Source organism: Rhodococcus sp. WS3, from assembly GCF_003797085.1.
GTDB classification, from domain to species: Bacteria; Actinomycetota; Actinomycetes; order Mycobacteriales; family Mycobacteriaceae; genus Rhodococcus_F; species Rhodococcus_F globerula.
Window position 1 is genome coordinate 657,306 of record NZ_RKMA01000002.1, and the last position, 22,332, is coordinate 679,637.

Annotated in this window: 19 protein-coding genes; 5 read left to right on the plus strand and 14 right to left on the minus strand. The window is 63.2% G+C overall.

The genetic code is table 11. From position 1 onward, the window contains the following. Positions 1 to 22: 22 nt before the first annotated feature. From atzF to EEB13_RS17130, 5 genes are read right to left on the minus strand one after another with little or no spacing between them, the layout of a single operon-like run. A complete protein-coding gene (gene atzF, locus EEB13_RS17110) occupies positions 23 to 1,699 on the minus strand; it encodes an allophanate hydrolase (RefSeq protein WP_141485895.1) in 1,677 nt (558 codons plus the stop codon). After that, positions 1,696 to 3,708 (minus strand): 5-oxoprolinase/urea amidolyase family protein, encoded by a 2,013-nt coding sequence (locus tag EEB13_RS17115; RefSeq protein WP_141485896.1) that lies wholly within the window; start codon positions 3,706 to 3,708, stop codon positions 1,696 to 1,698. Before EEB13_RS17115 ends, atzF begins: the two co-directional genes overlap by 4 nt. Beyond that, positions 3,705 to 4,358 carry an urea amidolyase associated protein UAAP2 gene (locus EEB13_RS17120; RefSeq protein WP_141485897.1) on the minus strand — a complete coding sequence of 218 codons (654 nt, stop codon included), beginning with the start codon at positions 4,356 to 4,358 and terminating at the stop codon, positions 3,705 to 3,707. The genes EEB13_RS17115 and EEB13_RS17120 overlap by 4 nt, the downstream gene beginning before the upstream one ends. Further along, positions 4,355 to 5,242 carry an urea amidolyase associated protein UAAP1 gene (locus EEB13_RS17125; protein ID WP_261984577.1) on the minus strand — a complete coding sequence of 296 codons (888 nt, stop codon included), beginning with the start codon at positions 5,240 to 5,242 and terminating at the stop codon, positions 4,355 to 4,357. The genes EEB13_RS17120 and EEB13_RS17125 overlap by 4 nt, the downstream gene beginning before the upstream one ends. Then, complete coding sequence (locus tag EEB13_RS17130; RefSeq protein WP_141485899.1) at positions 5,239 to 6,762, minus strand: amino acid permease; 1,524 nt, start codon at positions 6,760 to 6,762, stop codon at positions 5,239 to 5,241. Before EEB13_RS17130 ends, EEB13_RS17125 begins: the two co-directional genes overlap by 4 nt. 199 nt (positions 6,763 to 6,961) lie before the next feature. Between EEB13_RS17130 and EEB13_RS17135 the strand changes: the two genes are divergently transcribed. The 3 genes from EEB13_RS17135 to EEB13_RS17145 are packed head-to-tail and all read left to right on the plus strand — an operon-like array spanning position 6,962 to position 9,857. Continuing rightward, positions 6,962 to 8,356, plus strand: coding sequence for a putative nucleotidyltransferase substrate binding domain-containing protein (locus EEB13_RS17135; protein WP_141485900.1), 1,395 nt, complete (start codon positions 6,962 to 6,964; stop codon positions 8,354 to 8,356). Further along, complete coding sequence (locus EEB13_RS17140) at positions 8,353 to 9,168, plus strand: Fic family protein (RefSeq protein ID WP_141485901.1); 816 nt, start codon at positions 8,353 to 8,355, stop codon at positions 9,166 to 9,168. Before EEB13_RS17135 ends, EEB13_RS17140 begins: the two co-directional genes overlap by 4 nt. Then, positions 9,168 to 9,857: a TetR/AcrR family transcriptional regulator gene (locus tag EEB13_RS17145; protein ID WP_033234686.1), complete on the plus strand. Its 690-nt coding sequence runs from the start codon at positions 9,168 to 9,170 to the stop codon at positions 9,855 to 9,857. The genes EEB13_RS17140 and EEB13_RS17145 overlap by 1 nt, the downstream gene beginning before the upstream one ends. Before the next feature lie 93 nt (positions 9,858 to 9,950). On the opposite strand, the gene EEB13_RS17150 is transcribed toward EEB13_RS17145, so the two are convergent. Continuing rightward, the gene (locus tag EEB13_RS17150; RefSeq protein ID WP_261984578.1) at positions 9,951 to 10,322 is read right to left on the minus strand and encodes a hypothetical protein; all 372 of its coding nucleotides are present in this window, start codon (positions 10,320 to 10,322) and stop codon (positions 9,951 to 9,953) included. An 82-nt stretch (positions 10,323 to 10,404) separates the two neighbouring features. Between EEB13_RS17150 and murJ the strand changes: the two genes are divergently transcribed. Further along, a complete protein-coding gene (gene murJ / locus EEB13_RS17155) occupies positions 10,405 to 11,991 on the plus strand; it encodes a murein biosynthesis integral membrane protein MurJ (RefSeq protein WP_141485902.1) in 1,587 nt (528 codons plus the stop codon). A gap of 121 nt (positions 11,992 to 12,112) precedes the next feature. Here murJ and EEB13_RS17160 read toward each other — a convergent pair whose 3' ends face one another. The 7 genes from EEB13_RS17160 to EEB13_RS17190 form a co-directional block, all read right to left on the minus strand. Next, positions 12,113 to 12,934, minus strand: a complete 822-nt coding sequence (locus tag EEB13_RS17160) for an alpha/beta fold hydrolase (RefSeq protein WP_141485903.1) — start codon at positions 12,932 to 12,934, stop codon at positions 12,113 to 12,115. A 237-nt stretch (positions 12,935 to 13,171) separates the two neighbouring features. Then, on the minus strand, positions 13,172 to 14,554 hold the full coding sequence (locus tag EEB13_RS17165; protein WP_141485904.1) for an AMP-binding protein: 1,383 nt from the start codon (positions 14,552 to 14,554) through the stop codon (positions 13,172 to 13,174). A 10-nt stretch (positions 14,555 to 14,564) separates the two neighbouring features. Then, complete coding sequence (locus EEB13_RS17170) at positions 14,565 to 15,692, minus strand: thiolase family protein (RefSeq protein WP_141485905.1); 1,128 nt, start codon at positions 15,690 to 15,692, stop codon at positions 14,565 to 14,567. Next, a complete protein-coding gene (locus EEB13_RS17175; RefSeq protein ID WP_141485906.1) occupies positions 15,689 to 16,795 on the minus strand; it encodes an AMP-binding enzyme in 1,107 nt (368 codons plus the stop codon). The genes EEB13_RS17170 and EEB13_RS17175 overlap by 4 nt, the downstream gene beginning before the upstream one ends. Beyond that, positions 16,792 to 17,376, minus strand: coding sequence for a biotin transporter BioY (locus tag EEB13_RS17180; protein WP_172935402.1), 585 nt, complete (start codon positions 17,374 to 17,376; stop codon positions 16,792 to 16,794). The genes EEB13_RS17175 and EEB13_RS17180 overlap by 4 nt, the downstream gene beginning before the upstream one ends. A 146-nt stretch (positions 17,377 to 17,522) precedes the next feature. Further along, positions 17,523 to 18,440, minus strand: coding sequence for a tyrosine-protein phosphatase (locus tag EEB13_RS17185; RefSeq protein WP_141485907.1), 918 nt, complete (start codon positions 18,438 to 18,440; stop codon positions 17,523 to 17,525). Between the two features lie 52 nt (positions 18,441 to 18,492). Beyond that, positions 18,493 to 19,287: an SDR family NAD(P)-dependent oxidoreductase gene (locus EEB13_RS17190; protein ID WP_095886152.1), complete on the minus strand. Its 795-nt coding sequence runs from the start codon at positions 19,285 to 19,287 to the stop codon at positions 18,493 to 18,495. A gap of 329 nt (positions 19,288 to 19,616) precedes the next feature. Between EEB13_RS17190 and adhP the strand changes: the two genes are divergently transcribed. Next, complete coding sequence (adhP, locus tag EEB13_RS17195; protein ID WP_179300713.1) at positions 19,617 to 20,657, plus strand: alcohol dehydrogenase AdhP; 1,041 nt, start codon at positions 19,617 to 19,619, stop codon at positions 20,655 to 20,657. A 6-nt stretch (positions 20,658 to 20,663) separates the two neighbouring features. On the opposite strand, the gene EEB13_RS17200 is transcribed toward adhP, so the two are convergent. Beyond that, the gene (locus EEB13_RS17200; RefSeq protein ID WP_181317496.1) at positions 20,664 to 22,034 is read right to left on the minus strand and encodes a cytochrome P450; all 1,371 of its coding nucleotides are present in this window, start codon (positions 22,032 to 22,034) and stop codon (positions 20,664 to 20,666) included. Positions 22,035 to 22,332: the final 298 nt, after the last annotated feature.

Consider the following 22,332-nt stretch of genomic DNA (forward strand, 5'->3'; position numbering starts at 1 on the left):
TCGAAACGCACCACTAGCCAGGTCAGCCCACCGCCCCGGCCGACAGCGCAGCCTGCCAGCCTCCGTACTCGCTGATGTCTTTGCCCGTGGACGCTGCCTCCTGGTCACAGCCGAACCCGGTTCCCCAACTGCCGTCGTCGAATTCGACCGATCCGAGCATCATCGGCGTCGGCAGTGCCGCGAGAAATGTGCCGAGCGCGGCGGGAGTGAGTTGCCAGCGCTCCCCCACAATCGACACGCCGCCCTCTCTCACCCGGATCAATCCTGGTTTAGGTGGCGCGGTGTCCAGCGCACTGAGTCGGTAGCGCGGAGCGGTGGCAGCCGGCCCACACCAGCGGGCACCGAGTCCGGTCAGCTGATGCTCGAGCGGCTGACCGCGCAGGTGAGCGCCGAATACTGCCAGCTCGACCGTGTCCGCGGGCGCTGAAGTCCATCCGGTTGCCTGGTCGCCATTCACCATCGCCGCGATGTCAGCAGCGACGCCGTCCTCGAACGCACGCGCCAGCACCGTCACACCGAAATGCGCATCGCCTGCCCTACCGGCAGGAACCGCGACAGCTGACAGGTCGAAGAGATTGCAGAAGTTGGTGTACGTGCCCATACGGGAGTTCACGCCGATCGGATCGCCCGCAACGTCGGCGATCGTCGGATGTTCCGGGGCCGTCGGCACCATGAGGGCATCGAGTCCGTCGAGCTCCTTCATCGCCCGGTTCCGCAACTGCGCCAACAATTCCCGGTCCGCGAGTAGTCGATGTGCCGGTATGACTCCGGCCGGCGCAATGATCGAACGTACCGTCGGGTCCACCGCATCGGCGTGCGCGTCGACGAATTCGCCTACCGCCGCATATCTTTCAGCGACAAGCGCACCGTCGTACAGCAGCTTCGCGGCGTCGAGGAAAAGCGTCAGGTCAATCTCGACTACCTCGGCACCCGCAGCCCGCAGCTGTTCGACAGCTGCTCCGAACGCTGCCGCCCACTGCTCGTCGAGTCCGGTCAACACAGCTGGAACTGCGACGCGTGGCCGCGGCGGCGCGGCCAACCGGACGTCGCTCGGCCACTGGCGGCCCGGTGCGCCTGATGCCATCACGGCCATCGCAGACTCGGCGCCGGCCAGATCCGCGGCGAAAATGGTCACGCAATCGTAGGAACTGCACGCCGGGACCACTCCCTCGGTCGAGACGACCCCGACGGTCGGCTTGATGCCGACAATGCCCTGCAGACCTGCTGGAACACGGCCGGACCCTGCGGTGTCGGTACCGATCGCGATGTCGACCAGCCCGAGCGCAACAGCTACCGCGGATCCAGAACTCGAGCCACCCGAGATGTACTCCGGCCGACGCGAGTCGCGTACAGCGCCGTGGGGGCTGCGCGTGCCGACCAGTCCGGTGGCGAACTGGTCGAGGTTCGTCTTACCCAGCACTACTGCGCCCGCCGCCCGCAGAGCCGAAACGGCGGCCGCGTCGACCGCGGGTGTGTAGGCGAACTCGGGACATCCGGCGGTGGTGGGTAAGCCTGCCACGTCGACGTTGTCCTTGACTGCGAGCACCAGACCTCGTAGCGGCAGGTCAGCGGTGGAGGCATCGACGCGCGCGGCCTCGGCCATCGCGTCGACCTCGGGGCGCAGGTGTATCCAGATCTCCGGCCGGTCGACGCGCTCGATCGACCGATATGCCGCCGATACCCGCTCGGTCGCGCTCACGCGGCTACCTCCTTGACTGTTGTTGTGGTGCGGGCAAACTCACCCGCAGCTGACCAGGCGTCCCGCTCGGCGCCGAACGCGACTGCCTGGGTTGCACGGAATGCCGAAATGGAGTCCGCATTGTCGGTCAGGAACTGCTCGTGTTCGGCGAGGGAGAAACTGCCGTCGGTGATCTGCACGCCGCCGGGCCCACCTGCCGCCGTCTCGGCGCGCAGTTCGAGCAACTCGTCCGGCTCGACGGGATACCAGGAGATCCGGTCGAAGAACCGTAGCAACCAGGGCGTACCGTCCTCGAACGGTCCGGACTTCTCGGGATAACGGTGATTCCACACCTGGGTGGTGCGTCCCACGAACTGGTAGCCGCCCGGCCCCTCCATGCCGTAAATGCACAGGTACGCTCCGCCGATACCGACCGCGTTCTCCGGCGTCCAGGTACGTGCCGGGTTGTACTTGGTGGTGACCAACCTGTGTCGCGGGTCGAGCGGAGTGGCAACCGGCGCACCGAGATAGACGTCGCCCAGTCCGAGGACGAGGTACTCGGCGTCGAAGACCGTGTCGAAGACGTCAGCGACCGAATCCAGCCCGTTCATGCGCCGAATGAACTCGATGTTCCACGGGCACCACGGCGCATCGGCACGAACACCGTGCATGTAGCGCTTGATCGCCTCGCGGGTGGACGGGTCGTCCCAGGACAAGGGCATCCGCACCGATCGGCTGGGGACCACGAGTTCGGACGAATCCGGGATCTGTTCCTCAGCTTCGGCGAGCAAACCCATCAGCTTCGACACCGGAAGCACATCAGGGTCGACGCGCACCTGCAGCGACCGGATGCCGGGGGTGAGATCGAGTAGCCCAGCCGGCTTCTCTGCCTCGAGTCGCTGATGCAGCGCGTGCGCCCGCGCCCGGAGCGCGAGGTCGAGCGTCATGTCCCCGTATTCGACAAGAACGTTGTCGTCGCCCGAGCGGCGATACGTCACCGCAGTCTTGCCGTCGCGGCGGGCGATCACTCCGTCGTCCCCGTCGCCGCCGTCGCTGAACACTGCCGGCAGGCTCGCGCGCCGACTCAGGCCCAGTTGACCTTTCGATGCGGCGCGATCGGCGCGGATCGGCACAAATCGAACCGTATCGCCGGGGCTCAGTTGGCCGAGCTTCCACCGTTCCGCGGATACGACGGTGACCGGGCAGACAAATCCACCGAGACTCGGACCGTCCGGCCCGAGCAGGATGGGGGTGTCACCGGTGAAGTCCAGTGCGCCAACCGAATAGGCGTTGTCGTGAATGTTCGAGGGGTGTAGTCCGGCCTCGCCGCCGTCGTTGCGCGCCCAGTCAGGCTGCGGACCGATCAACCGGACGCCCGTGCGATCGGAGTTGAAGTGCACCTCGTAGTCGGTGGCGTACAGCGTGTCGATATCGTTGCGGGTGAAGAACTCCGGTGCGCCGTGTGGACCCTCGGTAACGGCGATCTCCCAGCGGCCACCGATCACCGGTACGTGTTCCATCGGAACTGGTTGGGCGGCATCGGGGTTGCATTGCCCCGCTCCGCAGCTCAACACGTCACCCTCGCGTAGCGTCCGCCCCTCGTGACCGCCGAACTTGCCGAGAGTGAACGTCGCTCCACTGCCCAGGTAGTCGGGCACGTCGATCCCGCCGCGGACCAGCACGTAGATCCGTAGTCCCGGACCTGTTGTCGCCCCGACGTCGAGGACACCGCCGGCGGGAACCTGCACCGGCGCCCAGGCCCGGACCTGCAGTCCGTTCACTCGGACAATGACAGGTGCGCCCGTGACACACACGACGGTGGCCTCGGCGAATCGCAGTGCTGGTCCGGCCATCGTGCATTCGAGCCCGGCGGCTCCCGGTTCGTTCCCGAGTGCTTCGTTGCCGAGCCTGAAAGACAGGTCGTCCATCGGGCCTGACGGGGGAACACCGATCTGCCAGTAGCCGACGCGGCCTGGCCAGTCCTGGACGGTGCTCAACATACCGGGGCGCTGAACGGTGATCTCGGTCATCGCTCTTCCTCCGGACGGGTCACGATCATCCGTACCTCTGTGGGGTCGAAACCGTTGCAGGGGTTGTTGATCTGCGGGCAGTTCGATACGAGTACAAGCGTGTCGATCTCAGCGCGCAGGGCGAGGCGCTTACCCGGCGCGGAGAGCCCGTCGACAATGCCGAGTGTGCCGTCCGCGTCGACCGGAACGTTCATGAAGAAATTGATGTTGGAGACCAAGTCTCGTTTACCAAGGCCCCACTTGGCTCCCTCGATCAGGAAGTTCTCGACACACGCGTGCTGATGCTTGGTGTGGTGGCCGTAGCGCAGGGTGTTCGACTCCTGCGAGCACGCGCCACCGACGGTGTCATGGTTGCCGACCTCGTCACCGACAAGCGTCATCAAAGCTGTTCCATCGTCGGCGCGAAGCACGGACCCTGTAGTGAGAAACAGATTGCGCTGAGCTGCAACAGTTGCGGCGGCCGAGTACCGAACAGCGTGATCATCGGCAGCATAGAGGAGGGAGTCGACGGCTTGATTGCCGTGCAGGTCGACGATGGTCAGGACGTCACCGGCCCGCACGATCGCGGACCAGGGTCCGCGGGCGCCGACAGTGTCATCGAGGATCACGGCTCCGGGGACAAGAGCGGGAGTGTCTACGGCGGTGGTCATTTGGCGTCCCTTCCGAGCTGTGCTGCATTGACGGGCTGTGCTTCATTGACGGGCTTGGCGGCGTTCCAGGCGTCCTCGGTGTTGAGGACTGCGCGGCGGTACTCGGGATCGTTGTTCGGCAGAGCCTCCAGATCCTCGGGTGCCGTCCATGCCACTACCTCGAGGGATGTGGTGCCGAACGTGGTGGCCGGGTCAAGCGGGTGTGCGGTATTGGCGATCAGCACGATCACCGGGAGATGAATCAGCAGCTCCAACTCCGTTCCGGCGCCGGCATTTCCGGTGCTGGTGAGTCCGCCGTCGGACTCGACGCGCACTCCGTGGAATAGGGACAGCACCGGCGGCAGATCACGCGCGGTCAGACCATGTTTGGCCGCAGCGAGTGTCAGCAGTTCCCGGCCCGCGGGCGCACCCGAATGGACGGATCCTTCGCCGTACTTGGCTGTGTTCGTAGCCAGTGAAGTGGTTCCGCAGAACGCGTCGTGGTGACCGGAGGTATCGGCCACAACGGTGGCCAGCACCCGTCCCTGGTCGGAGAGCAGCGGATGCCCCACCCTCAGGTACGCCTGCCACGGAACCTTGACGGTATCGGCGATGTTGAGCCGCTCGTGCGGAGCGTCAGCCCGGTAGAGCAGCAGGTTCGCGCAGGCACTGCCGGCGATGTCACGCAATCGGAGCCGCGTGCCGCGGGCCAGCACCTTCGAGGTGTAGCGGCCGCCGGGCACGGTCTCCGCCCAGGTGAGCCGGTCAGCGTCGATACCGGCCGGAGGCGTGGGCCAATCGGAGGCGGGAAGGACGGGCATCGAGTCGGTGATCGCACCGGCCTGCGAGCGGGCGTGCTCGCGGGCGGCTGCTGTGGTGTCGGTGGCTGTGTCGGTCGTGGTCACTTCGAAGCTCCAATCGTGACGGGGTTCGGAACGGTTTTGCCGCGCGGGTAGCAGAGAGCGCCAACCAGGACGACGGCAATCACGGTGATCGGGGCGGCCCATTGCAGGATCGGCATGTCACCGGACGGGTTGAAGATTTCGGCGCGCGGCCAGGACAGGTTGATCACCATTGCGGCTCCGTACAGCACCGCCGCGATGTTGACCGGGACTCCGAAGATGCCCAGTGAGAACAGCTTTCGGCCTTCGGAGTCGTACTGGACATCTCCGTGCGGCCAGCCTTGCAGCCGTCGACGCAGCAGCGGAACGGTGACCATCAGGTAGGCGAGGTAGATCAGCACGATGCACACACTCGACAGTGTCGTGAAGATTGCCGAGTTCCCGACGTTGACCGCGAGCACCAGGATGCAAGCGATACCGATCAGGACGGATGGCGCGATGGGAGTTCCGGTGCGGGCGTTGACCTTCGAGAGGGTCTTCGATGCGGGCAGGCGGCCGTCGCGGGCCATGGAGAACATCAACCGGGACGCGGCGGTCTGAATTGCGAGGGTGCACACGAATACCGCGATAGCGACGTCGATCAGCAGCAGGGTGCCCCACGGGGAGCTCAGGATTGCGCCGAGCACGTACGGCAGGCCTTCGGTTGCGAGCCGACCGTCGGTGAGGCTCGGCGCTGCCATCAGCGCGCCGACGATCATCAGGCCACCACCAAGAGCAGACACCGACAGTGCCAACCGAATGGTGCGCGGTGCGACGCGACGCGGATTTCGGGTCTCCTCGGCGAGCTCGCCTGCCGAGCCGAAGCCGACCATGACGTACGCGGCCATCAATCCCGAGACGATCCAGGCCCAGATGTAGCCGGGCTCGCTGCCTGCGGCGCCGGTGTCGAATACCACCTGCGGGCCACGCTGGGCGTGGGTGAAGAACATGCCGATCACCGCGATAACACCGATGATCTCGCAGGTCACGCCGATGTTGTTGATACGCGACATCCAGTTCACACCAACACAGTTGATCGTGGTCGTGAGCACCAACAGCACCGAACCGAGCAGTACGGCGTTGGTCGCGCCACTCGAGGACGTCAGCGAGCTGTCCTCGCCGACGATCTGGAATCCGCTCCACACGTTTGGCAACACCACCTGCAGGGCGATCGCCGCCGCAGCGGCGGTAACGATCTGCGCGATGATCATGAACCATCCGGCAAACCACCCGATGATCTCGCCGCCCATCCGCCGGGACCACTGGTAGATGGCGCCTGAGATCGGATACCGCGCAGCAAGTTCGGCGAAGCTCAGCGCCACCATGAACTGGCCCAGGAACACACAGGGCCACGTCCAGAAGAATGCCGGTCCGGCAAAGCTGAAGCCGAGTCCGAACAACTGGAAGATCGTGGTCAGGATGGAGACGAACGAGAAGCCCGCCGCGAACGACGCGAACTTGCCGAGCGAGCGGTGCAGTTGCTGCTCGTAGCCGAACTCGGCGAGGTCGTTGTCGTCGCTGGGCTTGGATGCCGCGATCGTCATTGATTCTCCTGGGGGCCTGGGGGCTGTATTCCTGTCAGTTGACAGTTTTCTGCGCTCCCGTTCCCTACTGGTGTCTCTCATGTTTCGCTGTGTAGCGATTGCGTTGCGAGTCGATGACATCGGTTACCGGAACGTTTCCGAACCCTCACGCGGGTAGTCGGTGACACCCGACGGGGCGGTACAGCATTAGATAAGGGCCATGAATGTCGTCCGCGATCCATCGATGCTCCCGGTAGGCGAGTTGTTGCGTGGTCCTGCGTTGACCTGCGCGCCTGAGACAACCGCCGCAGACGCTGCCCGCGCCATGACTGCAGCCGGCCGACGGTACGTACTCATCCCCCTGCGTGAGAACGCGCTGGGCATCTTCACCGACGGAGACCTCCGTCGGAGGATTGTCGCGGCCGGACTGGGCACCACCACCCCCGTTTCCGAGGTGATGACCACTCCCGTACACACGGCCAACGCTGACCGGCTCGGCGCGGACGTGCTGCTCGATATGCTCGAACGCGGCGTGCGGCACCTGCCGGTACTGTCCGCTCGCGGCGACGTTCTTGGTGTGGTCGAGGACGCGGATCTGTTCGCCACCGCAACTCGGAGCGGATTTCTGGTGCGCAGCACAATTTCTCAGTCCGCCGACGCCGACGAACTCGTAGCTGCGACAGCACGGATACCGGAGCTTGCAGTGGGACTCTGGCGAGCGCGCGTAGCGGCGCTCGACGTCAGCGCCATCGCGTCGGTACTCATGGACGCCGCCGTCACCCGAGCCGCGAGCTTGCTCGCCGACGGCCATCCCGGTTCAACCTGGCTCTCATTCGGCAGCATCGCCCGCCGCGAGGCCATGCCAAGCTCCGATGTGGACAGTGCCCTGATCTGGGCGAACGACGACAGTCCCGAACAGCAGGCCCGCGAAACCGCGTACGGAAAGCGGGTGCACGAACTACTGGAACGCTGCGGACTCCCCTCGGACGCCAACGGGGCGGTAGCGTCGAGCCCGCGGTTCGCGCGTTCCGAATCCGACTGGCTGCGTGGGCTCGACGGCTGGCTCGCCGATCCTTATGCCGATCAGGGCATCGTCATGGTGTCACTGCTCGCCGACAGTCGCGTCGCGCTCGGCGACCACCAACTTGCTCTGTCCCCCGTCGTATCCCAGCGACTCGATCCCGATGCACTACGACTGCTGCTCAAGGAAGCAGTCGAAGGTAAGGCGCGGATGCATTCACTGCGCGAGCGTCTCACCCGCCGCACCGATTCCGTCGACATCAAGGCACAAGGCGTGATGCCGATCGTGAACATCGCGCGGTGGGCTGGGCTCGCCGCAGGCTGCGCGGACCCGTCAACCACCGTGCGACTGCGAACGGCAGCGAACTCGGGAATCCTGCCCGACGACGACGCGACGATGCTCGCCGAGTCGTTCGACGTGCTGGCTCAGATCCGGCTACGGCATCAGTGCGAGCAGATCGAGCGAGGCGCGACCCCGACCGATGTCCTACCGCTGGACTCGCTGACGCCCCTGTACCGGAGTCTGCTCGCGAGCGCCGTCCGCGAGATCGCAGGGATACAACGGAAACTCGCATACACGGGGCCGCCGGCATGACGGAATTGACTGCCGCTCAGCAGCACGCGGTTCGTCAGACTGTGGCTGCTGAGCGACTCGAGGGATGGCAGCCTACTGGCGACGACCTCACCGATCTGGACGCGCTGGCCGTCGGCACGTTCACGTACGAGGACTACATCGAACGCCACCGTAGTGCCGCGTCCATGCGCGCGGTCCCGCGTCGTCGACGGCTCGCGTTACCACGTCCGTACCTGGTCACCGGGACTTCTGTGCTGCGCAACAACTTCGGATTCAGAGACCAGACCCAGCTTCGGGACGTCGAGTACGCCGCGACCGCAGCCCGCCTGCTCCAAGCGCATCTGCAACAAGCGCCGACTCCGCGCCAGGTGGACGCCGAGTACATCTTCGGGTTGCACGGGCGTGTGTTCGGTGACGTGTTCGGATGGGCGGGGCAGCAACGCATCGTCGACATCACCAAGAACGGGGACGGTTTCGCGCCGGTCGGGACGATCGGCCGTTATCTGCGTGAAGTCGAGATCGCGGTTGCCGCGACGGACTGGCACCGCGCGGACCGCGGACGCCTGGCCTACGCACTGGCCACTGTTTATGTCACCTACAACCACGCGCACCCGTTTCGCGAAGGAAACGGCCGTACCGGCACCCTGCTCCTGCACCAACTCGTAAGCTCGACCGGGTTCCTCCTCGACCTGTCGGGTATCGATGCGGCGGAATGGGTTGCCGCCTCTCGTGATTCGTCTCCCTTTCGCCGCACCGGCGCACCGTCGCCGCGACCCATGATTCCCGTGTTGCGGCGCGCACTCGTAGACCGCAGTGATGGAAGGATGGTGTGATGACCACAACCGGAGCCGGCCGCCCACGGCTGTCGACACGCAAGCGTCCCGGAGCAACGGCACGCGATGAGATTCTCGATGCCGCGGCCGAGTTGTTCACTACCGGAGGCTTCACCAGTACGTCGACCCGAATGATCGCCGATGCGGTGGGCATCCGGCAGGCGTCGCTTTACCACCACTTCGCAAACAAGGACGACCTGCTGACCGCGCTGCTTGTCGGGACAGTCACCTCCCCCTTGGCTTTTGCGGAAGACATGCGCGAGAGCCCGGAATCCGCCGCAGTGCGTATGTACGCCCTGACCTGGTTCGACGCGCAGCAACTCGCGAACTCGCGGTGGAACCTTGGTGCCCTCTACCTGCTACCGGAGCTACGGACCGAACGATTCGAACCGTTCCGAGCTCAACGCGGCACACTCATGGATCTGTACACCGCATTCGCCCGTGACGCGCTGGTCCAGATCAATCCTGACCGCGAAGTCGATCTCCAGATCGCGCAACTACCGTTCCGTCTCGTCGAGACCGTGATCAACACAAGGTCGGACGCTGAAGCGGAAGGTTCCAGTGCCTCACCTTCGCCGGAGGTGATCGCTGATGCCTCGATCCGGATCCTGGGATGGACAGGATCGACCACTGAACTTGCTTCTCGTACAACGGCACTTCTTGACGAGTACTCCGGCGGACAACGTTAGTGCGCCAGTGTGGGAAGTTCGTCGAGCAATCTGTCGAGCAAGTTCAGGTCGTAACGATTCGGGCGCGGTTGTGCCGGCGTGGCGATGTCACCCTCAGTGGGGAAACCGTGAATGACCCGGCCAATTTGCGAATCCGAGTCGACGCTGTGCAAACATCTGCCGAACTGCGGCGAACCCGTGCTCGAATCGGGTAATCGGTTCCACCCCCACAGCGGCCAGACACCAGCTGTAGTGCAGTTTCAGCGGATTGCTGTCGCATATCGCGTCACCACTCGCATCCTCGAGCGCTAATGCTTGCATCCAATGGTGTGCATTCACCCGCGCCCAGTATGCCGTCTGTTCCATAGCGTCGGATCCGTCCGGTTCCTGACCCGTCGGGCTGTATTCAGCGACGAACCGCCTGCGACTGGCTCGGCACCACGTGGTCTTACCTGCGGCACTAGGCCCTTCGACGGCGATGATCACCGGCACACCCTACCTACGGCTCGTCGACAGTGCCGTGCTTGCACAGCCTCCTCGATGAGCGACGTTAGGGCACGATGGTCGAATGGCGGTTTCTCAAAACGGATTCGCGCGTGCAACCGGTGCGGTCGCGGTGGCGACCGCAGCAAGTCGCGCAACCGGCTTTATCCGCACCCTTGCATTGGCCGCGGTGCTAGGCACTGCTGTGGTCGGTGACGCCTACAACGGCGCGAACAGCATGCCGAACATGGTGTACGAACTGCTCCTCGGCGGCGTGATGAGCAGCGTCCTGATCCCTGTTCTGGCGAGGGCACGACTCCGCGGGAGAACTTATTCGCGGGTTTTCACCCAACGCCTGCTGCTGGCGACGATTCTCGGCGCCGCTGTCATCACCGCCATAGCGGTGGCGTGCGCCCCGTTCCTCGTCGCCGGCTTGGTGTCGGATACGGAACAGACACAGCTGACAACCGCGCTGGCGTACTTGCTGTTGCCCGAGATCTTCTTCTACGCGATCGCAGCGACCGCGACAGCCGTGCTGAATATCCGCGAAAGCTATGCGTCGGCGGCCTGGGCGTCGGTGGTCAACAACGTGATCGTGCTCGCGATGGTCGTGGTGTTCGCTGCGATACCGGGACCTGTGACGCTGCTGCCGTCGACGATGACCACCGCACAGGTTCTCGTCTTAGGTATCGGGACAACGATCGGCATCGTGGGACAGGCTGTGTGGACGGTGACCGCGTTGCGTCGTACCGGATTCCGGTGGAGTTGGCGGGTACGCCCGGTGCCGTACACGTGGCGCCCGGTCCGCGTCGGGGCAAGGCTGCTCGGCTGGGTGCTGCTGTATGTCGCGATCAGTCAGGCAGGCGTCACGTTCGTGCTCAGAGTTGCATTCAGCCATGGCGGAGTCTCGACCTATACGTACGCCGACCTGCTGTTCCAGGTGCCGTACGGCATCCTCGGGGTGTCCCTACTGACCGTGCTCATGCCGCGTATCTCCCGCGCGGTGGCGCTCGGGGACCGTGACGCTCTGGTCACCGACATGGGCCGCGCTGCCCGGTACTCGGTTGTTGCGCTCGTCCCCGCCGCAGTCGCGATGACCCTTCTCGGGCCGATACTGACCACGGTAATGTTCGTCGGACGCGTCGATGTCGATGCCGCTCGCACTATCGGTGTGGCGCTGGCACTGTCGGCATTCGGGCTTCCGCCGTTCGCGTTGGTCATGCTGCAACTGCGGGTCTTCTACGCCGGCAATGACATGCGCACGCCAGCCTTGATCAACGCCGCAATGGTGGTCACAAAGGTCTCCGTCGTTACACTCGCTCTCGCATGTCTACCAAACCAGGTGATCGTGGTGATGCTGCCGGTCGCAAGTTCACTGTCCTACGTCGTCGGTGCCATCAGCGGGCACTTCGTGTTGCGCCACCGCTACGGCTTGCTCGGCTTCCACACAGTGCTTGCAACATTCTCGAAGGTGCTATGGGCGTCGATAGCCGCCGGCGGGGTCTGCGTCATGACAGTCTGGGCCTCACACCAACTGATCGACAACCCTCGCACGGCCGCAGGAGCATCACTGGTCGCCGTACTCGTCCTCGGAGCACCGACATTCCTCGTCACAGCCACAAAGATCGGCATCCCCGAAGTCCGCACCGCCAAGGCCCTGCTCAATCGTTGAGAAAGCAGGCACCGCACCCACCGAACTGACGTGGTACGGCGCTACCCGCCGGGGATTCGGACGGCTAGTGCAAAGGTAGTCCCGCTCGGGTCTGACTGTGCGGGACCACCGTTGCACGACGCTAGCCCTTGATGAACGCGAGAATGTCCTGGTCGAGGGCATCCTGATATGCGCCGTAAATGCCGTGCGGGGCTCCCGGATACACCTTGAGGGTGCCGTTCTTGACGAGCTTGACGGACTTTTCGGCAGCAGCGGCGATGGGAACGATCTGATCGTCGTCGCCGTGCGCGATCAACATCGGAACGTCGATCGCCTGGAGGTCCGCCGTCTGATCCGTCTCCGAGAATGCCTTGACGCAGTCGTATGCTGCCGCAAGGTTCGCCAACATTCCCTGTCGCCAGAAGTCATCCTTTGCACCCTGCGAGACCTCAGCGCCGTCACGATTCGCGCCGTAGAACGACTCGCTCAGATCCTTGTAGAACTGCGACCGGTCTTTCAGCACACCAGCGCGGATTCCGTCGAACGCCTCGATGGGCGTGCCTTCGGGATTCTCGTCCGATTTGACCATGATCGGCGGGACGGCACCGGCGGTGATCACCTTTGTCACACGGCCTTTTCCGTGCTGCGCCGCGTACCGTACAACTTCACCGCCACCCGTCGAATGACCCACGACTACAAGCTCTTTCAGGTCCAAGGTTTCAACGAGCTCGGCGAGGTCGCGAGCGTACGTGTCCATGTCGTTGCCGGTGTAGGTCTTCGACGAGCGGCCGTGGCCACGACGATCATGCGCAATGACCCGGTACCCGGCGTCCGCGAACAACTTGAGCTCGACTTGCCACGCGTCGGAACTCAGTGGCCACCCGTGGCTCAGTAGTACGGGTTGGCCGGCGCCCTGCTCCGTGTAGTAGGTCTCGGTTCCGTCAGAGGTGGTGATGTACGGCATCCTTGGCTCTTTTCTCGTGTGATGGAAGGAGATCTGAAAGCGTGCACGTGCCGACTGTCCGACCTCCCTGACGCTACGGATGCCCACACCGGCGACACTAGAGACAAAGATCGACAACTTTTCCTACAAATGTCGAACGCCACGTGATCTACAAGCGTCCAGTCTTCATGTGCACGACTAAATTGTCTGCCACATCCCAATCCACAGCCACGCGAAACCGCCGAAGCCCGGTGTGATCTACCGTTCTGACTCCGTGAGAGTAATCGCAAGAGCGGAGCGATCGAGCTTTCCCCGCGGAGTGCGCGGCAACTGATCGACTCGGAGAATTCGCACCGGCATACTCGGACTGGGAAGGGTTGTTCTCAAATGCCGCCAGATCGTGTCGGTGTGCAAACCTTGATCGCTGACAACAATCGCGACCGCCGGGGCCTCCCCCATGCGTGCGTCAGGAACACCGATGCACGCGGCCTCGGCAATCCCAGGCAGTGAGGTCAATGCCGCTTCGACGGCCGCTGGTTCCACTTTGAGGCCCGCACGGATCAGCATCTCGCTCTCACGACCGAGCAATTGCAGACGCCTGGCCTCCACGTGCCCTCTGTCGCCGACAGTCATCCACCCGTCGACCGGGCCGTTTACCACCCCGGTTTCGGTGAGGTAACCGTCGAACAGCATGTCGCTCTTCACATGCACAAGTCCGTCGCGAATCTCGGCGTCGACGCCGTCGAACAGCTCGCCGGCCGAAAACTCGTCGAGGTCACCGAGCCCTCGATCGAAGGACACAAAACTCAATTCCGATGCGCCGTAGAAGTGCACCAACGAAGCATTCGGCAATATCGCCTGCAGCGCATGACGCCCGGCACGCGGCCACCGAGCGGCCGACGAGATCACTTCACGGACACAGTCGACCGGGCCGATGCCTGATCGCACGAGGTCCCAGGCGATCGTGGGAACCGAATACAGATGGGTTGCACCCGTTTTCACCGCTGTTTCCGCGCCACGGAGATCGACAGTGGCACCGCGGGTGAGCGCATGGAGCGCTCCGTACAGAAAGTGGGTGTGGTCGAGGACGCCCGGTACGGACACTCGATCTCCGACACCCACGTCGAACACGGCATCCGACCGATCAAGAGTTCGCGCCCAGGACAACTGATTTCGGACGAAGAGCTTCGGCTCGCCGGTAGTGCCCGACGTGACACCGATCAACAGTTCGGACTCGGCCGAAGCCTGATTCGACGCCCCGTCACTTTCGAGATCAACCGCGGTGACAAGTTCACCCGAGAACCCCAGCCTGCGCAACCGCCTGTGCTGCTTCGATTCCGCGACAACGGCTCCGGGAACAGACAGCTCGAGCACCCGCGCCAACTGCGGCCCGAGCAGATGGCGATGAAGCAGGACCACACTGGTACCCGTCCGCATCGCAGCCGCGACAACCACCAATGATTCGACGTCCGAGGTCGGCAGTACCGCGACTCGGTTCATCGACGCCAGTCCCGCGGTGACCCGGCACACCCGCGTCCAGAAATCGGCGTAGCTGATCTCGTCGCGCGACGAGACAACTGCGACCGTCGACGGATTGATGCGAACTCGTCGAGCAATTCGTTCCGCCAGAAGTTCGCTCATCGTTGCAGCCTCACGAAACGCGCTCGACCAGCATCGCAATGCCCTGACCGCCGCCGATTGCGCATGCTGCAAGCCCCAGTTCCGGGCCGCCGTCGGCGAGCATCTGACTTGCCAAGCGCACCAACAGAACAGCTCCCGAAGCACCCCACGGATGGCCCATCGCAATTGCCCCGCCTTGCGGGCAGATGATGGATTCGTCGAGTCCGAGTTCGTCCGATACTGCCAGGACTACGGAGGCAAACGCCTCGGTGATTTCGACAATACCCAGGTCGGACGCACCGATTCCGGTTTTTGCGAACAGCGAGCGAATGGCGGGAACCGGCCCGAGTCCCGGCAATGCCGGATCGGACCCGGCAACAGCTGTGCCGAGAATTCGGAGCGCCGGCATTCCCTGCGCGAGTGACTCTGTCGTCACTGCCAGCACTGCGCTGCCGTCCGAGATGCCACACGAGTTACCGGCCGTTGCGGTGCCGTCGACCCCAAAACTTGGACGAAGCCTCGCCAACCGTGCTTCGGTCATGCCGCGACGAATCCGCTGGTCAGCGGCGACGGCGCCGATCGGCACAATTTCGGACGAGAAATCCGACGCTGCCGCGAGCGTGTGCGAACGCGTTGCATACGCATCCTGGCGCTCGCGGCAGATGCCACGCAATCGCGCGAGATCATCTGCCGCACAACCCATATCGGGATCGGCAAAGCCCTGCGGAGCAAACGGCGCCCGGGTGTATCGCGTCAGTTCACCGCCCGAAGTGGGCGGCCAGTATCGCCACGGAGCAGTACTGGCGGATTCGACGCCACCCGCCAGGATCAGCGTGTCGTTTCCACTGCGTACGCGCAGCGCGGCCTGCATGACCGCATCGAGGCCCGAACCGCATTGTCGGTCAACGGTGACGCCCGGGATAGAGAATCCCAGCCCGGCCGCAAGCGCTGCGATACGAGCAGGATTGCCGCCGGGGCCCATGCAGTTTCCGAGAATAACGTCGTCCACGTCGGCCTCGATACCGGATCGACGCAGCACAGCATCTACTTCGCCGAGTACCGGGGCGGCGAGGTCCGTCGTTGTGAGGTCTGCAAATCCATGGCCTGCATTACCGATCGGGCTTCGCCGTGCGGCCACCAGAACAGGAGCGGAATTCATGAGTGCAACTCTTTCACGCGTCCTCGAGCGACTTTGCCACTACCGGTACGTGGCAGTTCGTCGACGGTGATCCAGCGACTCGGCATGGCTTCTCGTGCCAACAACGCCCGCGCCTGCGCACGAATTGCCTGGAGAGTGACGGCGTCGTCGTGCTCGATCACAGCTGTGATCGTCTCTCCGAGAACCGAATGCGGCGAACCGATTACGGCGGCGCCTCTGACGCCGTCCATTGACTCCAGGGTTCGCTCGACGTCCTCGGCCATGACGGTGGTTCCGCCGACGTTGATCGCAAACTCCCCGCGTCCGAGAATCGTCAACTCCCCGTTCGATCCGAGGATCGCTCTGTCCCCGACACCGAACCACTCCGCTGCGCCCAGCACTCGATACGGCGAACGGACAAACAAGAGTCCGTCGCGAATCTCGGCGTCGACGCTGTCGAGTAGACGCATCGGCTCAGGCACCCGCCGAACAGCGACAATGGAAAGCTCTGCAGCGCCGTAGTATTCGACTATCTCGATCCCCGACGCTGCGGCCCGGGCACCGTCGTCCAACATGGTCCCGGCAACAACAGCAGTCCGCAACCGCGGCGCCTCGAGCACAACGCGGCGCAACACGGCGGGAACCGCATGCACAACCGTCGCCTCCGCCGGGTCATCGGTGACACACGCGCCTCGCCACAGTGCATGAACAGCGCCGAACAGGTGCATTGTTGCGTGAAGTGGCCCGGTGATCAGCACTCGATCGTGCGCCTCGATGCCGGTGACGGTAGTGAACTCGGGGAAGCTGTCGAACCACGACGCCGCTGTCCTGGCCAGCGGACGTGGCCGGCCGCTGGAACCCGACGTGGCAACAAGCAGGAACGACGACGGATCGATTTCGCCGCGCTCGGGTCGCGTCGCCGGATCCTCCACGATCACCGCGGTTCCACGACGCGCGGCAGCAAAGATGCAGATCAGCGCTTCCAGCACCGGCAGCGCCGACGCGTCACACACGGCGACCTGAGGCGATCGCTCGACGGCGGCGTCAAGTTCCGCATAGGTGAGAGCTGTGCCGCCGAGATCGAGCGCCCGCTGGTCGCCGTGTCCCCCGAGTGCTCCGATCACCGACGAATCAGTCCTGGATATGCTCGGTGTACCCCCTTGGCGACAACACTCGCGACAACCACCTTCAACGCATCGCCGGGGATAAATGCCACGTTGGTACTCAGTGCCGCACCGATACCCATGTCGGTCCGCAGGATGAGCCCTGCCGTGCCGAACAGATACACGACAACAATTCCGCCAAACGCGTTGATCAAAATACCCAGCACAAGCGGGTACTTCGGCAAGATCCTGGCAGTGAGCCAGCCGATGCACAGTACCGCGGGAATCCAGCCGATCAGGTAGCCGGCGCTAGGCCCAGCGAGGGCAGTGAGTCCGGTGCGTCCGCCTGACAGCAGTGGCAATCCCATCAGTGTCAGTGCCATGAAGACGGCAACTGCCGCAACACCTTTCCGTGCACCGAGGATCGCACCGGCGAGAATAACTCCGAGCGTCTGCAGCGTGATAGGCACGCCGCTGATACCGATCGAGATAGCGCCGGGAAGACCCAATGCAGCGATCAGCGCCGCGAAGACCGCGATCTGAGCCATTTCCCTTGCTTGAATGCCGACCGGCGACGCCTGGGCGCCCTCGAGACTTGACATGCCCACTCCTTCAGATACTTGAACGACGTTCAAGATAGCAGGTCTGCGACTACACCAGTAGTCCCGGCATTCGACATAAAACTGCTGGACGCATGACCAATCACATCGGTCACGCGCCCAGCGGTTTCATTTCCTCTCACGCGAACTCAGACCAGAAGCTTGAGTTTCAGCTTGATGATCGTTTCCACGTCCAAGCCGAGTCCGTCGACGAGATAGCTGTCGAAGGATTCGTAGTTGTTGTCCAGTTCGTCGAATGCCGCCTGCAGATAACTGGCATCGACCCCGAGGAGCAACCGATAAACCTCGGCGTACTCCTGACCCTTTGCGGCGGCAATACGAGCCACCTTTGCGTCGATCGACGCCGCGGAGTACTCGTTGGTGAGCAGATAGTCCTCCATGATCGTCTCTCGAGATACACCTGCAATGCTCAGTAGCAGCGCCGATGCCCAGCCGGTGCGATCCTTGCCTGCGGTGCAGTGGAAAATCTGCGCACCGGGGGTATCTGCGAGCTGGGTCAACAGCTCACCGAATCCGGCACGGGAGACGGAATCACTGACGGTCGACCGGTAACCGGACTGGACATACGCCAGCGCTTGCTCTTTCGTAGTAATGGACGCGACGTCACCGCTCGGATCAGCCGCAAGGACCTGTATTTTCTCGTATCGAACGCCGCTGGGCAGAGTGTTCGGGTTCGCCGCGATCTCGGCCTCGGTCCGCAGGTCATACACCGCAGTCAGATGGAGCGAATCGAGTGTCGCAAGGTCTTCGGCGCTCGGGGTTATCGCGTTGGCGCGGTAGAACACTCCCTGGCGCACGTGCAGGGCACCGGCTCCGACGTAACCGGATTCCCGGCCTGCCACATCGCGAAAATTGTCCACCGATGCAAGTCGGGGTGCCACGACGGCAGTCGGCGCACTCGAGCCGAGTTCCGACGATCCTGAGAACGGTAGATCAATCGGCGCCGCGGTCGCAGCGCTTGCGCCGGCTAGCACGAACGAACCAGCCGATGCGAGCGCAACACACGTTCGGGCCGCTCGACGCAAGCCTGTAGGGCGATATGACATCTGATCAATCCTTTCCACAAGGAGCACAAGAAGTTTCGGATATGAACCGCGGTTAGACCGTTGGCGGGGGAAGCAGCTTTCGTGCCGCAGCCTGGGATGCCAGAAGCAACTCGGCCCGATTGTGGCCGCTATTTCTGATTGCCGCCGTTTCGTGCTCTTTCACCACCACGACGGGACCGTTGGCGATATTCGCAAGCCCTTGGGCGGCAACATCGCGAGGGTCCGAGATGCGAAGGCCCGGCGTGTCCATGTTCAAACCTGCGCGGGCCATAGCCGGGGTTCGAGTGAGGCCGAGAACCAATTCGAGCACATCCACGCCATGGTCTTGCATCTCGAGCCACAGCCCTTCGGCGAAAGTTCTGCAGAAAGATTTCACCGCCGAATAGACGCTGATCTGGGCCGAGCCCAAATAGCCGCTCAGCGAGCCCACCAACAAGATTCCACCACGTCCGCGTTCCCTCAGCCGACCTCCGAAGTGGTGGACGAGCAGCAGTTGACTGGTGATGTTCAAATCGATGACGGACTGAAACCGAGTGAGATCGCCGGTGGCAAATTCGTGACCGTAGGTGTTGGCTCCCGCGTTGTAGATGAACAAGCCGACGTCGATGTCATCTGTTATATCCCGAATGCGATCAAGCGCATCCGGGGCCAAGAGATCGACCGACAGCGTGCGAACCTCGATGCCCCGAGCGCGGCTGGCATCAGCTGCTTCCGCGAGTGGCCCTTCCTTGCGCGCCAACAGCACCAAGTTGAAACCTTGATCGGCCAACTGGGTGGCGAATTCCGCTCCCACGCCTTCCGATCCACCTGCAATTACTGCCCACGGCCCGTACTTCGCGATGTCCATTGCTCTCCTACCTCATCATGTGTAATGGCTGCCTGTCATAGTGCAGAGCCCGCTCGGGGAGCGAGAGCGCCCAGCCCGCTGACCGGGACGGAACGACGTTTGCCGGCAACTGATCCCCCAGCGATACTTGAAACTGTTGTAAGGCATAGCCGTACACCGCCAACGGGCCAAGCAGGCGCGTTTCGTAGGCACTCCACACCGTGGCGCACAGGGATTCTCCCCGAACCTTCGCGCATCAGAGCGAAAGGGACCATGATGAAGACGGACGCACGCCAGCCATAACTCTGCGTCCCGTGAAGTAGTCGACTGATGCGAGGAGTAGTGCAGAAATGGGCACCATGAAAGCTGCGGTTGTACATTCGTTCACCGAACCGTTGACGATCGACGATATCGAAGTCCCGGAACCAGGGCCCTTCGAAGCTTTGGTTCGCGTCGAGTATTCCGGTGTCTGCCACACCGATTTACATGCAGCGCACGGCGATTGGCCGGTCAAGCCGTCGCCACCGTTTGTTCCTGGCCACGAAGGCGTCGGGACGGTCATCTCGGTTGGCGAGTCGGTTACCCGGATCAGCGTCGGAGACACTGTCGGAAACGCCTGGCTGTGGAGTGCGTGCGGAGAATGTGAGTACTGCGAAACCGGGTGGGAAACCTTGTGCCCCAACCAGAAGAACGGTGGCTACTCGGTTGACGGATCATTCGGTGAGTACATGCTCGTCGACTCCCGCTACGCGCCGATCATTCCCGCCGGGGTTGATCTCTCCGCGGTGGGTCCGATCCTGTGTGCCGGCGTCACGGTCTACAAAGGACTGAAAGTCACCGACACGCGACCAGGGCAATGGGTACTGATCTCCGGAATCGGTGGCCTCGGACACATCGCGGTGCAGTATGCCGTCGCGATGGGGCTCCGCGTGGTTGCCGTTGATATCGACGACGCCAAACTGGAACTCGCCGCCAAACACGGCGCCGAACACACCGTCAACGCAAGCACGGTGGATGATCCTGCCGCAACCATCAGCGCCCTCACCGGCGGCGGAGTTCACGGAGCACTGGTCACAGCTGTCAACGCACACGCCTTCCCCCAAGCGGTCGGCAGTTTGCGCCGCGGCGGCACCGTCTCCCTGGTCGGGCTCCCACCCGAGAAATTCCCCCTCGACATCTTCACCACAGTGCTCTTGGGATTGACTGTGCGTGGCTCGATTGTCGGTACCCGTAAGGACATGACCGAAGCTGTGGACTTTTTCGCCAGGGGGCTGATCAAACCCACCTATTCTCTTCGGAAGCTCGAGGACATCAACAGCATTTTCACCGACATGGAGGCCGGTCAGATCGACGGCCGTATCGTCCTCGATTACACCGCAGGCAAGTCCTGAACTGAACTAGCGACGAGTAACCGTCAGGGCAAAGCCTCGCGGACGCATCGTGAGTTGCTCCTGAACCTCGAGTTCGTAGGACGGGTCCGCTGTGAACTCGTAGCGATGCAGGATCACTGCGAGCGCCATGAGCATTTCGTGATATGCGAACTGGCGTCCGATACATGCCCGCGGTCCGGTGCCGAATGGTTTGTATGCGGCACCGGACCGCGCCCTGACCTGTTCGGGGAGAAAGCGATCCGGACGGAATTCGTCTGCGTCCGCGCCCCACACGGCTTTGTCGCAGTGCACGCGCTGCAGGACAACCATGACCCAGTCGCCCTTCTTGAAGGCGTATTTCCCTCCGAGGAGAGTGTCTTCCTTGGCTTCGCGGAAATATCCCGGAGCCGTCGGCCACAGCCGAAGTGTTTCGTCGAGCACTCGCCGTACCGCGCGCAACTTTCCCACCTGATCGAACTCGACTGCCGGAATCTCCCGGGACGGCCACAACGCGTCAACCTCCGCCCGAGCCTTTACGGCTTCCTCGGGATGCTGGGACAACAGCCACAGGGCAAAAGACAAAGCGCCGGCCGAGGTCTCGTGGCCGGCAACCAGGAAGGTCAAGATCTGGTAGCGGATGTTGACCGGATCAAGCCTTTCCCCGGTGGCCGGGTCGACCGACTCCAGCATCAAGGTCAGGAGGTCAGGTCGATCGGCACTGTTCACTTGCCGATCTTCGACAACTCGATCGACCACCGCGTTCAGATATTCGACGTCCGTGGTGTGGCGGCGACGGCGTCGGCGGTCGAATAATGCCCGGCCCGGAATCGGGAGGCCCTTCTGCTGAATGTATTCCAGAGCTCCGAGCATCGCCGTCACAAACGGATCGATATCCTCGCGATCGTAGGAATTGAATCGATAGCCGAATCCTGCTCTGCCAATTGTCTCGAGGGTCAGTTTGCTCATCTCCTCGGACACGTCGACGGGAGCATCGGCATGGTCCCAGGCCCCGACCATCTCCCTGACGACATCGAGCATGGTGTCGTGATAACTGCGCATCGCCGCTTGTGTGAAGCCGGGCATCAAGATCGCGTGAGCTTTGGACCAGTTCGGTTCGTCATTTTCGGCTGTGAACAATCCGTCACCCGAAATCGGCCGCAGCTGACGTAGCGGCCGGGCAAGGTTCTTTTGCCAGCGCTTTTCGTCATTCACATCCTCGGCCAGGTCGACCCCGCCGATGAAGCTCAATCGCATTGTCAGAATTCGACGCTGGTAGATCGGACCGAGCGACGCCAGAATCCGTGCCGTGTTCTGCATCGGCTTGACTGGGTCCAGCCCGATGATGTCGCCGAGAATCGGCACTCGCCGCGGAGGGTGGGGCGGAACTTCGATGCTCACTGACGACTCCTGGCTGTTGGCACTGACATCCGCCGGAAGTCTACGGGGCAGCTCGGTGACACCCACTTCGCGAGACCCAAGACTGCTACCGACATCATGAAGCCGCTGGATTCCGTCGGGTGCCGACGGCCCTCTCGTGCGAAGAGTCAGTCAGGTATCGACATTTCAGTGCATCAATAGCACTGTGTACCACCGAGTTCGCATGGGATGGCAATCGACAGCGCAATTCGCCATTCCCATGGCAACGGAAGGAACCAGATCCAACCACCTGCGATCATCGCGAACCCCTCAATCCCCT

Excerpts from the sequence above, each read along its gene's own strand:
- EEB13_RS17140 (WP_141485901.1), top strand. The coding sequence starts at position 8,353 with ATGACGGAATTGACTGCCGCTCAGCAGCACGCGGTTCGTCAGACTGTG.
- EEB13_RS17145 (WP_033234686.1), top strand. The coding sequence starts at position 9,168 with ATGACCACAACCGGAGCCGGCCGCCCACGGCTGTCGACACGCAAGCGT.
- EEB13_RS17135 (WP_141485900.1), top strand. The coding sequence starts at position 6,962 with ATGAATGTCGTCCGCGATCCATCGATGCTCCCGGTAGGCGAGTTGTTG.
- EEB13_RS17165 (WP_141485904.1), bottom strand. The coding sequence starts at position 14,554 with ATGAGCGAACTTCTGGCGGAACGAATTGCTCGACGAGTTCGCATCAAT.
- murJ (WP_141485902.1), top strand. The coding sequence starts at position 10,405 with ATGGCGGTTTCTCAAAACGGATTCGCGCGTGCAACCGGTGCGGTCGCG.
- EEB13_RS17120 (WP_141485897.1), bottom strand. The coding sequence starts at position 4,358 with ATGACCACCGCCGTAGACACTCCCGCTCTTGTCCCCGGAGCCGTGATC.
- EEB13_RS17130 (WP_141485899.1), bottom strand. The coding sequence starts at position 6,762 with ATGACGATCGCGGCATCCAAGCCCAGCGACGACAACGACCTCGCCGAG.
- EEB13_RS17170 (WP_141485905.1), bottom strand. The coding sequence starts at position 15,692 with ATGAATTCCGCTCCTGTTCTGGTGGCCGCACGGCGAAGCCCGATCGGT.
- EEB13_RS17190 (WP_095886152.1), bottom strand. The coding sequence starts at position 19,287 with ATGGACATCGCGAAGTACGGGCCGTGGGCAGTAATTGCAGGTGGATCG.
- EEB13_RS17160 (WP_141485903.1), bottom strand. The coding sequence starts at position 12,934 with ATGCCGTACATCACCACCTCTGACGGAACCGAGACCTACTACACGGAG.
- EEB13_RS17180 (WP_172935402.1), bottom strand. The coding sequence starts at position 17,376 with ATGTCAAGTCTCGAGGGCGCCCAGGCGTCGCCGGTCGGCATTCAAGCA.
- adhP (WP_179300713.1), top strand. The coding sequence starts at position 19,617 with ATGGGCACCATGAAAGCTGCGGTTGTACATTCGTTCACCGAACCGTTG.
- EEB13_RS17185 (WP_141485907.1), bottom strand. The coding sequence starts at position 18,440 with ATGTCATATCGCCCTACAGGCTTGCGTCGAGCGGCCCGAACGTGTGTT.
- EEB13_RS17115 (WP_141485896.1), bottom strand. The coding sequence starts at position 3,708 with ATGACCGAGATCACCGTTCAGCGCCCCGGTATGTTGAGCACCGTCCAG.